Consider the following 13870-nt stretch of genomic DNA (forward strand, 5'->3'; position numbering starts at 1 on the left):
CGGGGACGCCGGAGGGGCGCAGGACACCCCGGCGGCGCGGCGGGCGCCTCGTCGCGGACCGGCTCGCCGGCCGCCGGGGTGTCCTGCGCCCCTCCGGCGTCCCCGCGGTCGGGGTAGTTCACGCCTGTCTGCTCGTACTCGTTGCCCGTCGTGCTCATCACGGCTCCTCGCTTTCGGTGCTGTCGGCCACCAGATCGGGATCGGCACCCTGCCGGGCCGCCTCGCCCTCGACCGGGTCGTCGGGCTGCAGCGCGGCATCCGTCAGCAGGTCGGCTTCCGTCACCGCGGCGCTGCGCTCGCGGGACTCGCCGTCGCCCACTTCGTCCCAGCCGCCACCGGGGTCGACGTTGATGACACCCTCGGGCAGGTCGTTCTGCGTAGACCGATCACGTTCCATCGGGTACTCCTCTCGTCCACCCCCAGCCTCCGTCAGCGCGGGGCTCGACGACATGGGCTTGACAAGAGGATCCGCCGCTGTCGGCGATCCCGTGGCCGCTACGGGCGCTGATTCAGGATGCCGCGGCGCGAGGGGTTCGCCTCGAACCAGTCCGCGACGTACCAGCACACCGGCACGACTTTGCGGTCGCCGCTCCGCTCGAGTTCTTCGACAGCCCGCTCGACCAGCTCGCCGGCGTAGCCGTGGCCGCGGAACGTCGGCACGGTGTAGGCGCGCGTCATCGCGACGGTGCGGCCGTCGTCCCGGTAATCGAGCACGCTGACCAGGTGGTCGCCGCGGTGCAGTGTGTACCTCGAGGCATCCGTCTCTTTCTGGAAACGCAGCTCATTCACCCGCACAGGCTACGCCCGGCAGGGGCCGCTGGGACGCATCTCGACCGACGTTCCGGCGATCGCTCAGCGTGCACGCAGGAAGCGTCCGGCGCGCCCGGAGACCGCTCCGCGACGACCCGCGCGCACCGCCGCGGTGGGGATTGAGCAATCTGTCACATTCCGAAACGATCGGGGCTCGGCACCCGTGCGATTTGACGTATTCCGACAAAGTCGGTCATAATCGGCCACATGACTGACAACGCGCTGTATCTGTCCGCCCGGGAGGCGAACAGGACTGCCGGCATGATGATGGCCGGTCGCGTTGCCATGTGTTGTCGAATGTGCCACTAGCACGGTGACCCCCGTCGGACTCCTCCTCCGCTTCTGAAAACGGATCGCACGGAGTCCCCCGAAGCACCGGTTTCGTGCGTCGATCACGCGCACCCGGATCCGCTTCGCACACCGCCCAACGTCGGGCACCGGCCTCCACCGGCCGACGGCCTCATCGCCTCCGACGATCCGGGCCGCAGCACATCCAACCCGGTTCCGCTCTCCGGGTTCCTCCCGCAAGGACCATCATCATGTCGACCACCGCTCTCCTCGACCGTCCCACCACCGCTCCCGTCCGCCACCTCCGCGCCGTGAACACCCCGGCCGCGGTCGAGGCACCCGCCACGCCGGCTGCCGAAGCCACGCAGGCGGCCTCTCGTGCTCTGCCGGCCGGCACCGCACCGCGAGGCTTCGCCCTCTACGTCGGCCTCGACGAGGCCAAGGCCGCCGCATCGGGCGTCAACCTGGGCGTGCTCGTCGACGCCCTGCGTCGCACGATCGCCGAGCTCGCGCCCTCCGCCGAGACCTACGCCACCGTCGCCCTCGCGCCGGTCGGCGCCGGCGGCCGCGACGTCGACGTCGTGCGCCTCGCCCTTCACGAGCCTTCGGCCGTGGCCCGCACCAAGCAGGAGGAGCCGGAAGAGGAGGACCCGTCGACCGGCGGCGTGGTCGTCGACATCTCGCGCAAGCGGGTGCTCATCGACGGCGAGTCCGCGGCCTTCACCTTCAAGGAGTTCGAGCTGCTGCAGTACCTCGTCCTCCGCGAGGGCCGCACGATCGAGCGCACCGAGCTGGTCACGTCGCTCTGGCAGGGCACGACCGACGACGACGCTCCCGGCGAGCGCACCATCGACGTGCACGTGCGGCGCCTGCGCGCCAAGCTCGGCCGGTACGAGGACATCGTGCGCACGGTGCGCGGTGTCGGCTACCGGTTCGACCGCCACGCCGACGTCGTCATCCGCTACGGCCACGGCACCCCGTCGCCCGACCGCTTCTGAGCGTCGCGCCCCCGGCATGGATGTCGGAGGCCGGGGCGTAGGGTGGGCGGCATGACCACCTCGCTCTCGCGCATCCCTCGGACGAGGGATGCCGAGCGCTTCGACGGGCGAGCCGCGACGGCTCGCGATCCCCGCCCTGATCCGGGCCGGCCGCTCGAGACGGAGTACCGGCCACGCCATCCGCTCGACCTTCGTCGCACCGTGCTGTACCAGCGGCGCGGTGCCGGCGACCCGACGATGTCGGTCTCCGGAGCAGTCATCTGGCGCGTGAGCCGCACTCCCGCGGGCATCGCCACCCTCGCGATCCGCGAGACCCACCCCGGCGTGATCCGCGGCGCCGCGTGGGGCCCCGGTCGCGAATGGGCGCTGTCGCAGCTGCCCGCGCTGTGCGGCGCAGACGACGACGGCGCAGACTTCGATGCGAGCCGGCATCCGCTCATCGCCGCCGCGCACCACCGCAACCCCGGACTCCGCCTGTCGCGCACGGGTCTCGTGTTCGATGCGCTCGTGGCGGCGATCTTCGAGCAGAAGGTCACGGGCATGCAGGCGTTCGCCGCCTGGCGGCGCGTGGTCACCTGGTGCGGCGAGCGCGCGCCCGGTCCGACGCCGGCGCCGATGTTCGCACCGCCGACCGTCGAGGGCTGGCAGCACGTCCCGTCGTGGGTCTGGCATCGCGCCGGGCTCGAGCCGCCCCAGTCCAAGACCGTGGTGCGAGCCGCTCGACGCGGCGATGCCATCGTGCGCACCGTGCTCGCCGCCGAGGACGGCGAGGCAGTCGACCGTGTGCTCGTCAGCCAGCACGGCATCGGCCCCTGGACCTCGGCCGACACCCGCATCCGGGCCCTCGGCGACCCTGACGCCGTCAGCGTCGGCGACTACCACCTCGCCCACGAGGTCGGCTTCGCCCTCACCGGACACCGCGTCGACGATGACGGGATGCTGCGGCTCCTCGCCGCCTGGCCCGGTCAGCGCCAGCGCGTGATCCGGCTGATCGGCGCGAGCGGCGTGCGCGAGCCCCGCCGCGGACCGCGCCTGCACCCCGAGGATCACCGCGCCCGCTGAGCCGCGCGGCCTGCTTGCCTGCCTGAACCGCGAGCTTGCTGCCGCCCCTTGAGCCGCGTAGGGGGTCCTTGTGGATGTCGGAGGCCCCGGCCACACTGGGACCCGCCACGCGGCCGGGCGCGGCATCCACCATCCACTTCAGGAGTTCGACATGCCCAGCCTCAACCCGTATCTCTCCTTCCGCAACGAAGCCCGCGCGGCCATGACCTTCTACCAGTCCGTGTTCGGCGGCGATCTCACGATCGACACGTTCGGCCAGTACGAGGGCATGGTGCAGGATCCCGCCGAGAACGACCTCGTGATGCACGCGCAGCTCACCAGCCCCGACGGCTTCGTCCTGATGGGCGCCGACACGCCCACCGGCATGCCCTACGAGAAGCCGGCCGGCATCTCGGTCTCGGTGAGCGGCGACGACGAGGCAGCGCTGCAGGGGTTCTGGGACAAGCTCGCCGACGGCGGATCGATCACCATGCCGTACGACACACCGCCGTGGGGCGGCCGGTTCGGCATGCTCACCGACCGCTACGGCATCGACTGGATGGTCGCGGTCAACGCGCAGCAGTCCTGAGCGGGAGACCGGCCCCCGGCGCGTCGCCGGGGGCCAGGCTCAGGTTCGGAGCGCAGCCCGGACGGCCGCCCGGCACGTGAGCCCGGTCTCGGTTCGGAGCACTCCCCCCGCCCGGCCCGCTCGCCGGCCCCGCGTCAGGCGTAGGCGCTGTCGTCGATGTTCGACGGCGCGGGGCCGAGCGACTCGAGCTCGGTCCACAGGTCGTCCGGCACGGGCGTCGCGGCGAGGGCATCGAGCTGCGTGAGGCGCTGCGCCGACGACAGGCCCACCACGGTCGAGTCGACGAGGGGCGACCGCAGGGAGTACTGCAGCGCCACGGCGGGCAGGCTCACGCCGAACGACGCGCAGACGCGTTCCAGTCGCGAGACCCACTCCTGCAGCTCGGGCGTCGCGGGGCGGTAGCCGTACATCGCCCCCTCCTTCGTGCCCGTGGCGAGGATGCCGGCGCCGAACGGCGCTGCGTTGAACACCGTCATCCCGCGCTCGTGCGCGTCGGCGAACACCGGTTCGGCCGAGCTGTCGACCACCGTGAACCGATTGTGCACGAGCACCGCGTCGAAGACGCCGGTGCCGACATAGCGGGCCATGAGGCCGACAGGCCCGGCGGCGACACCGATGGCGTCGACCCGGCCGGACTCTCGCAGCTCGATGAGTCCCTCCACGGCGCCGCCCTGCGCCATCGCCTCGTCGAAGGTCACCGTGTACGGGTCGTGGAGGTGCAGCAGCGGCAGGCGGTCGACGCCGAGGCGCGCCACGGTCTCGTCGAACGACCGCAGCACCCGCTCCCGATCGAACGCGCCCGTCTCGGGATCGCAGTCGACCTTCGAGATGACGCGGGTCGCGGCATCCGTCCCGATGCGGGCGATGGCGAGGCCGAGCACCGCCTCCGAGCGTCCGCCCGCATAGTTGTTCGAGGTGTCGAGGAACGCGTGCGTGCTCGCGAAGAGCTGCTCCGCGAAAGCGACGGCGGCCTCCTCCTCGGGTGAGCCCGGGACGGTGTCGCGTCCGAGGCCGGAGGTGCCGAGGGTGAGCGGGCTGACGTTGAGGGTCATGACATCCGTTCCGTGTGCGTGGTCGTCGACCTCCAACCTACCCAGAGCCACGACGATCGCAGCGCCCGTGTCGCCTGTCGCGCCCTAGGCTTTCGGCATGACCACGACACGCAAGGGCTGGACGCGCGGGCACTCGGGCTGGGCGCTCGGCACGGCGCTCCTGTTCACACTGGGGATCGTCTTCGGACTGATCTGGGGCAGCGTGCTGCTGGGCGTCGTTCTCGCCGCCGCCGTGTCGATCGGCTGGCTCATGGCCTACGAGTCGTGGCGCGGGCGCAGCGTCGGGCTCGAGAACCGCGACGACGACGGCGCACAGCTCTAGGCCGACCGCCGCGCCGTCGCGGATGCCTCTACCCCTGGCGTCCGGGGCGTCGTATGGTGAGCGCCAGGAGGTGGTCCCCATGCAGGCGAGCGTCGGCGATCGCGTGGTCATCCACGGCCGCATCGTGGGAGCGGCGGAACGCGCGGGGGAGGTCATCGAGGTCCGCGGCAGCGGCGAGAATCCGCTGCTGGTGGTGCGCTTCGACGACGGCCACGAGGCGATCCTGTCGCCGGGAAGCGACTGCGAAGTCCGGCACGCGTCCTGAATCGCGTCCCGGGCTCCGGCAGTCGACGGCGAGGTTCAGCCGAGCAGCTCGGGCCGCTGGAACTCCTCGCCCTGCACGTGCTCGGCGAGGAAGGCGAACACGGTCTCGTACCAGATCACGGCGTGCTGCGGCTTGAGCACCCAGTGGTTCTCGTCGGGGAAGTACAGGAAGCGGTGCGGCATCCGGCCGTCCGCGTCGGCGTGGTGCTCGGCGAGCTCCGACCACAGCCGCAGTCCCTCGCCGATCGGCACGCGGTAGTCCTTATCGCCGTGCACGACGAGGAGCGGCGTGCGGATGTCGCGCACGAACTGGTGCGGCGAGTGCTCGACCATCGCCTCAGGCGTGAAGATCCGCTGCCAGTACTCCGAGCTGTCGGTCGTGCCGGCGAACTGATCGAGCGCCCACAGGCTGGCATGCGTCACGATCGCACGGAAGCGGTCAGTGTGACCGGCGACCCAGTTGGCCATGTAGCCGCCGAACGAGCCGCCCATCGCTGCCGTGCGCGTCTGGTCGATGTCGTCGCGGGCCTCGACGGCGTCGGTGATGGCGAGCAGGTCGGTGTAGGGCTTGTGACCCCAGCTGTTCCAGCCGCGGGCGATGAAGTCGAGGCCGTAGCCGGTCGACAGCGCCGGGTCGGGCAGGAGCACCGCGTAGCCACGCGCCACAGCGAGCAGCGGCGCCCAGCGCCAGCTCCAGGCGTTCCAGCTGTTGAGCGGACCGCCGTGGATCCACAGCAGCAGCGGAGCCGGGGCCTCGGCCGACGCGCCGTCGGGCAGCAGCAGCCAGCCGCGCACGCGAGCGCCGTCCTCGGCCGTGGTCTCGACCTCGGTGATCGAGCCCGGTGCGCGAGGAGTGGCCGCCGGCGTCGCGAGCGGGGTGACCGTGCCGTCGCCCGAGATGCGGACCGGATGCGGGGGCACGACCCACGAGGAGCGCAGGGCGACGAGGTCGCCCGTGCTGCGGTCGACCAGCACGTTGGCATACGCGAAGTCGTCGTCGGTGAGCCGCTCGGGCGCACTGCCGTCCAGCGGGAGGCGGAACACCGGTCCTCGGCCGTCGTGGTCCGCGGTGGCGATGAGCGCGGAGTCGTCGGCGGCGAAGGCGAACGATGACACCCAGCGGTCCCAGTCGGCGGCGATGCGCCGGGCGCCGGAGCCGTTGACGGCCGCGACCCACACCTCGTAGTCGGTGGGACCGGCCGGCGTGCTCTTGACGGTGCGGAGATACGCGAGGCGCGTGCCGTCGTGGCTGACGGCGGGCATCTCGTAGTCGACGTCGACCTCGTCGAACAGCGTCGTGCGCTCGCCGCTCTCGGTGTCGATGGCGACGATCACGCGGCGGCCGGCGCGCTGCTCGCGGCGCTCGATCGAGGCGATGAGGATGGTCCCGTCCGGGGTGAGGGCCGCGTCGGCGTGGTCGGCCGAGCGCCCGGGCCTGGGCGTCAGGTCGCGCGGGCGGGGCAGTGTGGCGGGGTACGGCTTCACTTCCGCATCGGATGCCGACGGGTCGGCATCCGCGCCCGGCACGGCATGCTGTGCTGCCTCGGCCGCCCGCTCATCCTCGGCTGCGGCCTCCGCGACCTCAGCGGCGATGGTGTCTTCGAGCGCGTCGACGTCGATCGCCAGCAGATGCGGCTCCGCGGGGCCGAGGTCGTGGTCCCAGAAGCGCACCGGATAGGTGTCGTGCAGAATGGCCGACACCTTCTTCTCCTTGCGCTTGCCGCGCAGGGACGCCTCGCTCTCGAGCGTGTCGGCCCCCGGAAGGAGGGATGCCGAGATCACGAGGCGGTCGGATGCCTCGGCGGTCGCGGCGATGCCGTCGACACCGCCCACGAGCCGCGTCACGGGGCGTGCTTCGCCGCCGGCGGCCGGCAGCAGCCACAGCTGGCCGGACTCGTCGTCGGCGTCGCCTTCGGAGTCGGGACGCGCGGACACGAACAGGATGTCGCCGCTCGCGGTGAACGCGGCGCCCGCCTCGCCCTTGGCCGAACGCGTCAGCCGTCGCGGCGCGCCCCCGTCGTCGGCCGGCACGGCCCAGAGCGCGCGCTCGTAGCCCGTGCCGTCCTTCTTGAGCGCCGCCACCGTGAGCACGGCGGTCTGCCCGTCGGGCGAGAGGGCGAGCGCCTCCACCCGGGGCAGTGCGATGTAGTCGTCCAGAGAGTCGAAGGGGGTCGCCATGGGCTCCACGCTAACCGACCGGTCTCAGACCTCGGAACGACGGATCCTCAGCGCCACTGGGTCAGCTTGTCGGGGTTTCGCATGATGTATACGTCGGCGATGCGGCCGTCGCGCACGCGCAGCGAGACGAGGGCGCTGGGCTCGTCGTCGAGCGTCGCGAGGAATCCGAGCCCGTCCGGGGTCCCGATCGGGCCGACCACCGCCTCGGGCTCCAGGCGCGGCAGTCCCAGCAGGAACCGCGCCACGCGGTCGGCGCCGCGAACCGGTCGCAGGGCGGCCGATACGCGTCCGCCGCCGTCGGAGCGCAGCACGACGTCGGGATCGAGCACCGACACGAGCGCCTCGAGGTCGCCCGTCGACGTCGCCGCCGCGAACGCGCGCGCCACGGCGTCGTGCTGCTCCCGCGAGGCGGCGCCGGCGCGGTGCTCCCGGACGCGGCGCCGCGCTTGCGAGGCGAGCTGACGTACGGCATCGGGACTGCGTCCCACCGTCTCGGCGACCTCGGCGAAAGGCACGCCGAAGACGTCGTGCAGCACGAAGGCGACCCGCTCGGCGGGGGTGAGCGATTCGAGCAGCACCAGGAGCGCCATCGACACCGAATCGTCGAGCGTGACGCTGTCGATGGGATCGACCGACACGGATGCCGCGAGCGGCGAGTCGTCCGGCACCGGCTCAGGCAGCCATTCCCCCACATACCGCTCGCGGCGGGCGCGCGCCGATCCGAGCATGTCGAGGCACACGCGACCGGCGACCCGCGCGAGCCATGCCCCCGGACTGCGGATCGCGGCGCGCTCCGCGTCCGACAGTCGCAGCCAGCGCACGTAGGTCTCCTGTACGGCGTCCTCGGCGTCGGCGACCGTGCCGAGCATGCGGTAGCACAGGCCCAGCAGCGCACGACGTTCGCTCTCGACCTCATCGGTGGGCGGCATCCGGCTCCCCTCTCACAGATCCGACGACCCACACGAGGCGAATGTGAGGCCGGCGCTCACATTCTCGCGCGCTGCGTCGTCGGAATCTCGAGAGCATCCCGCAGCGGGCGGGACGGAAGGAGTGATGTCATGAGGATCGCGGTCGCCGGAGGAACGGGCGTCGTCGGGAGCCACGTCGTGGACGCGGTGCGCGCGGACGGACACGACCCCGTCGTGCTCAGCCGGGCCACAGGAGTCGATCTCACCACCGGGGCGGGTCTGGACGCCGCGCTCGACGGTGTCGACGCGGTGATCGACACCGCGAACATCTCGACGCTGTCGGCGGATGCGGCCATCCGGTTCTTCCAGACCGCCACCGGCAACCTCGTCGCCGCGGCCGGGCGCGCGGGCGTGCGTCATCTGCTGCTGCTGTCGATCGTGGGGATCGATCGGATGCCGCACGACTACTACGCCGGAAAGCTCGCGCAGGAGCGGGTGGTCGAGGTGGCAGCCGTACCGTGGACGATCCTGCGGGCGACCCAGTTCCACGAGTTCGCAGGGCAGCTGTTCGACCGGGCCCGGCTCGGACCGCTGCACCTCGCCCCGCGGGCGCGCGTGCAGCCGGTCGCGGCGCGGGACGTCGGGGCGCATCTCGCGGTGCTCGCGACCAGCGCGCCGCAGGGCCGCGCCGCCGATCTGGCCGGGCCGCGTGAGGAGGCCCTGGATGAGATGGTGCAGGCATACGCGCGACGCACCGGCCATCGCGGATGGATCCCTTCGGTGAGTCTGCCGGGAGCGCAGATGAAGGCGATGCGCGCCGGCCTCGCCCTGCCGGGGAGCGATGCGGTGCTGACCACGCAGACGTTCGCGGACTGGCTGCGCGACGTGAACTGAAGCGCGCGCAGCTGCGCGACGTGAACGGAAGCGCGCGTATCTGCGCGCCCTGCCGCCCCCTGACCCCGAGCGGAGGCGGTGCGCTCGTCGTGCCGCAGCCGTGAGCCGCTCGGCCGCATACTCTCCCCCGAGCGGGCCCGGGCCGCTCGTGCCCCGCCCTCGTATCGGCTGCGCGCGGCGGATACCCTGGGTGGGAGTCGGCTCCGGGGCGCCGTGCTCACGTGCGCAGGAGGATCCGTGAGACTCGCCATCGCCGGCGGCACTGGGATGACAGGCGAACACGTCGCCGCGATCGCGCGCGGGCGCGGCCACGACGTCGTCGTCCTGTCGCGGCGCACCGGCGTGGAGCTGCTGAGCGGCGCCGGTCTGGCCGGTGCGCTCGACGGCATCGACGCGGTGATCGACGTCACGAACGTGGTGACGGCGAAGCCCGACGTGTCGGTGATGTTCTTCGCCGGGGCGACCAGGAACCTGCTCGCCGCAGAGCGGGCCGCCGGCGTGCCGCATCACCTCGTGCTGACCATCGTCGGCGCCGAAGCCGCGCCCGACGGCTACTACGCCGGCAAGCTCGCGCAGGAGCGACTGGTGGCCGGCGGAGTCGTGCCCTGGACGATTCTGCGCACCACGCAGTTCCACGAGTATGCCGCGATGATGTTCCATCGCACCCACGCCGGCGCCCACGTCGCGTCGACGGGCCGTATCCAGCCCGTGGCCGTCCGGGAGGTGGCGGAGCACCTCGTCGACCTCGCCGAACGGGGTCCGGCAGGACGGACGACCGACCTCGGCGGTCCGCGCGAGGAGAGCCTCGCCGACATGGTGCACCGCTACGCGCACGCGATCGGCTATCGCGCCCCGTTGCCGGTCGTGAACACGCCGGGCACGCTCGGCCGGGCATTCCGCTCGGGTGCGCTCCTGCCTGGCGCCGACGCCCTCCGCGGCACCCAGACCTTCACCGAGTGGCTCGACGCGCTTCCCGACGCCTGAACGGGCGGCTACATCTCCTCGTGGGTGAGGGGGTCGCCGTCCCAGAGGCGTCCGCGCTCGAGCGCGCTGATCACGGCGACCTGGTCGTCGGTGAGCGTGAAGCCGAACACGTCGGCGTTCTCGCGCTGGCGGTCGGGGTCGGCGGACTTCGGGATCGGCGTGCTGCCGAGCTGCGAGTGCCAGCGCAGCACGACCTGCGTCGGCGTCACGTCGTGGACCGTGGCGAGCTCATGGATGAGCTGCTCCGTCAGCAGCTCGCTGCGGCGTGCGAGGGGACTCCAGCTCTCGGTGCGGATGCCGTGCGTCCGGTGGAACGCACGCAGTGCTTCCTGCGGGAAGTACGGATGCAGCTCCACCTGGTTCACGGCGGGCGCGACGCCGGTCTCTTCGATCAGCTCGGTGAGCTGGTCCTCGGTGAAGTTCGAGACGCCGATCGACCGCACGAGACCCTGGTCGCGGGCCTCGATCATGCCGCGCCACGTCTCGACGTACCGGCCGACGCTGGGGTTTGGCCAGTGGATCAGGTGCAGATCGATGCGGTCCAGGCCCAGCAGGTCGAGGGATCCCTTGATGCTGTCGATGGCCTCCTGGCGGCCGTGATGGCGCCCCGGGATCTTCGAGGTGACGAGGAGCTTCTCGCGATCCACTCCGCTGCGACGGACGGCCTCGCCCACCTCGCGCTCGTTCTCGTAGTTGACGGCGGTGTCGAGCAGGCGGTACCCGGAGTCGATCGCGGCGACCATCGCCTCGATCCCCTCCTCGCCGCGCAGGTTGTAGGTGCCCAGGCCCAGCTCGGGGAACCAGGCGCCGTCGTTCAGGATCACGGTCGGGATCGCGTTCATTCCTCCATCCTGGCCCTGTTCCGCCGCGCGGGCACCGTTGCGTGCACCCGGCCTCACGGGCGATCGTCGACGTCGAGGGTGCCCGCGGTGGCCGCGCGCTCATCGGCCGCAGCGCTGTCGAGCTGGTCGTCGTCCAAGTCGGGATCGAGCGGCCGGTCGTCGTCGGCGTCGAGGATCGGGTCGAGGATGCCGTCGGCATCGCCGGCCGTGCCGTCGTCGAGCATCGGGTCGTCGTCGTCGCGGATCGGTCCGGGGTACGGGTTCTGGGTGGTCATGGCGTTCTCCCTTCGATGCCCCGAAAGTACGGCGCTGCGAGCTCCCGCGGAGGGGGCTTGCGGCGCGAAGCCGGAGGCGGTAGCGCTACGCCACCGGGCCGCCGTCCATCGCGCGGATGCGTTCGCGCGAGCCCGGGATGCCGCGCTCCACGCGGCGCCACGAGCCGTCGTCCGCGCGCACATCGTAGGCGGCGAACGCGCATGCGATGCCCTTCGCGCTCATGAGGTCGGCGGAGTCCATCAGCTGGAAGTGCAGGTGCGGCGATGTCGAGTTGCCGGTGTGGCCGACGTTGCCGATGACGTCGCCGGCAGCGACGCCGTCACCGACGCGCACCCGCACGGTGCCGGGCCGGAGGTGCGCGAAGCCCGCGTAGACGTCTCCGGCGCGGAGGATCACGTGGTTGCCGAGGATCGCCGGGATCCTGTCGGGACGGAATGTGATGGCGTTCCACACCATCCGCGCCGCCTCGCGGACGGGATTGATCCACCGGCGCTCGGCGACGCCGTCGGATGTCGCCACCACCTCCGCATCGAACGGCGCATGGATCTGCGCGTTCCACGCGTAGCACTCGTCCGTGCGTCCGCCCACGGTGGAGGCGGTGAAGGTCGAGGCCGGGTGCACGTGAACGCCCGGCCGGTCGTCGACGCGCACGAAATCGAAGGCGAAACGCTGCCCGAGGATGTCGACACCGTGGCTCGGGATGCGGGCGGCGGGTGTCGTGACGGCCATCCAGCCCTCTCCGCGGAGCGGGAACTGCACCACCACCGGATCGTCGAGCTCGCCCACGGGTCTCAACCCTCCCAGCGTTCGCGCACCCAGTCCAGCGTCACCACGGCCTGGTCGCGCTGGAACCGGCGCAGGGTCGGCATCCGCGGCGGCGCAGGCCGCAGCGACGAGCCGAGGAACAGGCCGGCGAACCCGGCGAGCACGCGCGTGGCGGCATCCGCCGGCATCCCCTCGAAGACGGGATGCGCTGTTACCAGTCTCTCGATGTCGGCGCCGGGGTCGTAGTAGCGGACGTTGATGAGCAGCGACAGCGCGTCGAACCACGGCACGCCTCGCGCACCCCACGGCCAGTCGACGAGGAGGACGGTGCCGTCGTCGCGCAGCAGGATGTTGTCGGCGCGCGTGTCGAAGTGCACGAGCCGGTCGCCTCGCACGTCCTCGACAGCGCGGGCCGCGGCATCCGTCAGCTCCTCGTGGTGCTCGCGGACGAAGTCGTCGAGACCGCGCGGCAGCGCCGGCATCGCCGACGTGTCGATGCTCCGCCAGTGCCCGGCGTCGCCGGCGATCGCGTCGGGCAGCTCCGTGACGGCGACCTCAGCCGGCAGCGGCGCCGATCCCATCGCGTGCAGCGCGTCGAGGACGGCCTGCAGCTCGCGCGGCTGCCAGGGGGTGGACGGATGCCGCGCCTCGACGTCTTCGAGCACGAGCGCGACCCAGTCCTCGTGCTCGACGAAACCGATGAGCGCCGGCGCGGGAACGGCTTCGGGAAGGGATGCCGTCACCGCAGCTTCGGCGCGATGGATGCCGGGCGTCTCGGGATTCACCGACAGCCCCGCGCTCTTGACGAACGCGCGACGGCCGGACGCTGTGACGACGCGGTCGGCCGACCCGGGCGAGTAGCCGCCGGGCTGCGAGTGCGCCGCCACGACCGGCTCGCCCAGCACGTCTTCGATCGCGGCCCTGAGGGCCGGCGGGATCTCATCCCATCGGATACGGCTCATGCGTTGACCGGAACCGATCCGGGCCGCGCCCCCACGAGCGCCTCGGCGGCGCGGGCGGTGCGCAGGGCGAAGCGCGTGGTGTCGGTGCCGCGCGCCAGCGACTGGGCGTTGAGCCCGTCGATCATGCCGATGAGCTCCCACGCCACCTCGCCGGGCTCGGTCGTCGAGAACGCGCCGGTGCGGCATCCGTCCGCCACGATCGCCTCGACGAGCGTCTGCCACCGCTGCATCTGCGCGCGGACCGCGACTGCGAGCGCGTCGTTGCGGCGCGCCATCGCCCACCCTTCGACCCAGACGACGGTGAGCTCTTCGCGTGCGCCGTCCATCAGGGTGTCGATGAGCGCGCCGAGCCGCGCCGCCGGGTCGGCGATGGCGCCGACGACCTGCTCGACGTCGCGCACCTCCTCCTCGACGAGGTCGGCGTACACACGCGCCACGAGGTCGTCCATCGACGGCTGGTAGTGGGCGACGAGCCCGGAGGCGACGCCGGCCCGCTCGGCGACGGCGCGGAGGGTGAGAGCGCTGAGACCGTGCTCGCGCGCGATCGCGGTCGCCGCGGCGACGATCTCGGCGGCGCGTTCAGCGGGAGCCTTGCGGGTGCGCGGTCGCGAGGATGTGCTTGACATGTTCTCGCCAGCATAGATATCTTCTCTATTGATCGATAGATCAATTACGACCACCCGAAGCCGGACCTCCC

At 72.0% G+C, this 13870-nt stretch carries 17 protein-coding genes; 7 read left to right on the top strand and 10 right to left on the bottom strand.

Going from position 1 to position 13870, the window contains the following annotated elements; translation table 11 throughout:
- Window positions 1-157 precede the first annotated feature (157 nt).
- A complete protein-coding gene (locus ACI3KX_RS16705; protein ID WP_404910415.1) occupies window positions 158-397 on the bottom strand; it encodes a hypothetical protein in 240 nt (79 codons plus the stop codon).
- A gap of 98 nt (window positions 398-495) precedes the next feature.
- Window positions 496-789: a GNAT family N-acetyltransferase gene (locus ACI3KX_RS16710; protein ID WP_349428645.1), complete on the bottom strand. Its 294-nt coding sequence runs from the start codon at window positions 787-789 to the stop codon at window positions 496-498.
- 560 nt (window positions 790-1349) lie between these two features.
- On the opposite strand from ACI3KX_RS16710, the gene ACI3KX_RS16715 reads away from it, so the two are divergent.
- From ACI3KX_RS16715 to ACI3KX_RS16725, 3 genes are all read left to right on the top strand, one after another.
- Window positions 1350-2096, top strand: a complete 747-nt coding sequence (locus ACI3KX_RS16715; RefSeq protein ID WP_349428646.1) for a winged helix-turn-helix domain-containing protein — start codon at window positions 1350-1352, stop codon at window positions 2094-2096.
- 51 nt (window positions 2097-2147) lie between these two features.
- The gene (locus ACI3KX_RS16720; protein ID WP_404910416.1) at window positions 2148-3158 is read left to right on the top strand and encodes a DNA-3-methyladenine glycosylase family protein; all 1011 of its coding nucleotides are present in this window, start codon (window positions 2148-2150) and stop codon (window positions 3156-3158) included.
- 151 nt (window positions 3159-3309) lie between these two features.
- The gene (locus tag ACI3KX_RS16725; protein ID WP_404910417.1) at window positions 3310-3726 is read left to right on the top strand and encodes a VOC family protein; all 417 of its coding nucleotides are present in this window, start codon (window positions 3310-3312) and stop codon (window positions 3724-3726) included.
- Between the two features lie 134 nt (window positions 3727-3860).
- Here ACI3KX_RS16725 and ACI3KX_RS16730 read toward each other — a convergent pair whose 3' ends face one another.
- Window positions 3861-4778 carry an aldo/keto reductase gene (locus ACI3KX_RS16730; protein WP_404910418.1) on the bottom strand — a complete coding sequence of 306 codons (918 nt, stop codon included), beginning with the start codon at window positions 4776-4778 and terminating at the stop codon, window positions 3861-3863.
- 97 nt (window positions 4779-4875) lie between these two features.
- On the opposite strand from ACI3KX_RS16730, the gene ACI3KX_RS16735 reads away from it, so the two are divergent.
- Window positions 4876-5100 (top strand): hypothetical protein, encoded by a 225-nt coding sequence (locus ACI3KX_RS16735; RefSeq protein WP_308868520.1) that lies wholly within the window; start codon window positions 4876-4878, stop codon window positions 5098-5100.
- A 79-nt stretch (window positions 5101-5179) separates the two neighbouring features.
- Window positions 5180-5365: a DUF1918 domain-containing protein gene (locus tag ACI3KX_RS16740; RefSeq protein ID WP_363354359.1), complete on the top strand. Its 186-nt coding sequence runs from the start codon at window positions 5180-5182 to the stop codon at window positions 5363-5365.
- A 35-nt stretch (window positions 5366-5400) separates the two neighbouring features.
- Here ACI3KX_RS16740 and ACI3KX_RS16745 read toward each other — a convergent pair whose 3' ends face one another.
- Window positions 5401-7542 carry a S9 family peptidase gene (locus tag ACI3KX_RS16745; RefSeq protein WP_404910419.1) on the bottom strand — a complete coding sequence of 714 codons (2142 nt, stop codon included), beginning with the start codon at window positions 7540-7542 and terminating at the stop codon, window positions 5401-5403.
- 47 nt (window positions 7543-7589) lie between these two features.
- Window positions 7590-8471, bottom strand: a complete 882-nt coding sequence (sigJ, locus tag ACI3KX_RS16750; protein WP_363354363.1) for an RNA polymerase sigma factor SigJ — start codon at window positions 8469-8471, stop codon at window positions 7590-7592.
- Between the two features lie 129 nt (window positions 8472-8600).
- Between sigJ and ACI3KX_RS16755 the strand changes: the two genes are divergently transcribed.
- Both ACI3KX_RS16755 and ACI3KX_RS16760 read left to right on the top strand, forming a co-directional pair.
- Window positions 8601-9344: an SDR family oxidoreductase gene (locus tag ACI3KX_RS16755; protein WP_404910420.1), complete on the top strand. Its 744-nt coding sequence runs from the start codon at window positions 8601-8603 to the stop codon at window positions 9342-9344.
- 237 nt (window positions 9345-9581) lie between these two features.
- Complete coding sequence (locus tag ACI3KX_RS16760) at window positions 9582-10328, top strand: SDR family oxidoreductase (protein WP_404910421.1); 747 nt, start codon at window positions 9582-9584, stop codon at window positions 10326-10328.
- Window positions 10329-10336: 8 nt separating this feature from the next.
- On the opposite strand, the gene ACI3KX_RS16765 is transcribed toward ACI3KX_RS16760, so the two are convergent.
- The 5 genes from ACI3KX_RS16765 to ACI3KX_RS16785 form a co-directional block, all read right to left on the bottom strand.
- On the bottom strand, window positions 10337-11170 hold the full coding sequence (locus tag ACI3KX_RS16765; protein WP_404910422.1) for an aldo/keto reductase: 834 nt from the start codon (window positions 11168-11170) through the stop codon (window positions 10337-10339).
- A 53-nt stretch (window positions 11171-11223) separates the two neighbouring features.
- Entirely contained in the window at window positions 11224-11445 is a 222-nt protein-coding gene (locus ACI3KX_RS16770) for a hypothetical protein (protein WP_349428657.1), read from the bottom strand.
- Between the two features lie 85 nt (window positions 11446-11530).
- Window positions 11531-12232 (bottom strand): M23 family metallopeptidase, encoded by a 702-nt coding sequence (locus ACI3KX_RS16775; RefSeq protein WP_404910423.1) that lies wholly within the window; start codon window positions 12230-12232, stop codon window positions 11531-11533.
- A 5-nt stretch (window positions 12233-12237) separates the two neighbouring features.
- Entirely contained in the window at window positions 12238-13173 is a 936-nt protein-coding gene (locus ACI3KX_RS16780; protein WP_404910424.1) for a phosphotransferase, read from the bottom strand.
- Window positions 13170-13799: a TetR/AcrR family transcriptional regulator gene (locus ACI3KX_RS16785; protein ID WP_404910425.1), complete on the bottom strand. Its 630-nt coding sequence runs from the start codon at window positions 13797-13799 to the stop codon at window positions 13170-13172. The genes ACI3KX_RS16780 and ACI3KX_RS16785 overlap by 4 nt, the downstream gene beginning before the upstream one ends.
- Window positions 13800-13870: the final 71 nt, after the last annotated feature.

Source organism: Microbacterium sp. ZW CA_36 (assembly GCF_044987475.1).
In the GTDB taxonomy this organism is placed as follows: Bacteria; Actinomycetota; Actinomycetes; order Actinomycetales; family Microbacteriaceae; genus Microbacterium.

Bases quoted from the DNA above. Each gene is read 5' to 3' on its own strand.
- ACI3KX_RS16705 (WP_404910415.1), bottom strand. From the start codon at position 397: ATGGAACGTGATCGGTCTACGCAGAACGACCTGCCCGAGGGTGTCATC.
- ACI3KX_RS16715 (WP_349428646.1), top strand. From the start codon at position 1,350: ATGTCGACCACCGCTCTCCTCGACCGTCCCACCACCGCTCCCGTCCGC.
- ACI3KX_RS16720 (WP_404910416.1), top strand. From the start codon at position 2,148: ATGACCACCTCGCTCTCGCGCATCCCTCGGACGAGGGATGCCGAGCGC.
- ACI3KX_RS16725 (WP_404910417.1), top strand. From the start codon at position 3,310: ATGCCCAGCCTCAACCCGTATCTCTCCTTCCGCAACGAAGCCCGCGCG.
- ACI3KX_RS16730 (WP_404910418.1), bottom strand. From the start codon at position 4,778: ATGACCCTCAACGTCAGCCCGCTCACCCTCGGCACCTCCGGCCTCGGA.
- ACI3KX_RS16735 (WP_308868520.1), top strand. From the start codon at position 4,876: ATGACCACGACACGCAAGGGCTGGACGCGCGGGCACTCGGGCTGGGCG.
- ACI3KX_RS16740 (WP_363354359.1), top strand. From the start codon at position 5,180: ATGCAGGCGAGCGTCGGCGATCGCGTGGTCATCCACGGCCGCATCGTG.
- ACI3KX_RS16745 (WP_404910419.1), bottom strand. From the start codon at position 7,542: ATGGCGACCCCCTTCGACTCTCTGGACGACTACATCGCACTGCCCCGG.
- sigJ (WP_363354363.1), bottom strand. From the start codon at position 8,471: ATGCCGCCCACCGATGAGGTCGAGAGCGAACGTCGTGCGCTGCTGGGC.
- ACI3KX_RS16755 (WP_404910420.1), top strand. From the start codon at position 8,601: ATGAGGATCGCGGTCGCCGGAGGAACGGGCGTCGTCGGGAGCCACGTC.
- ACI3KX_RS16765 (WP_404910422.1), bottom strand. From the start codon at position 11,170: ATGAACGCGATCCCGACCGTGATCCTGAACGACGGCGCCTGGTTCCCC.
- ACI3KX_RS16770 (WP_349428657.1), bottom strand. From the start codon at position 11,445: ATGACCACCCAGAACCCGTACCCCGGACCGATCCGCGACGACGACGAC.
- ACI3KX_RS16780 (WP_404910424.1), bottom strand. From the start codon at position 13,173: ATGAGCCGTATCCGATGGGATGAGATCCCGCCGGCCCTCAGGGCCGCG.
- ACI3KX_RS16785 (WP_404910425.1), bottom strand. From the start codon at position 13,799: ATGTCAAGCACATCCTCGCGACCGCGCACCCGCAAGGCTCCCGCTGAA.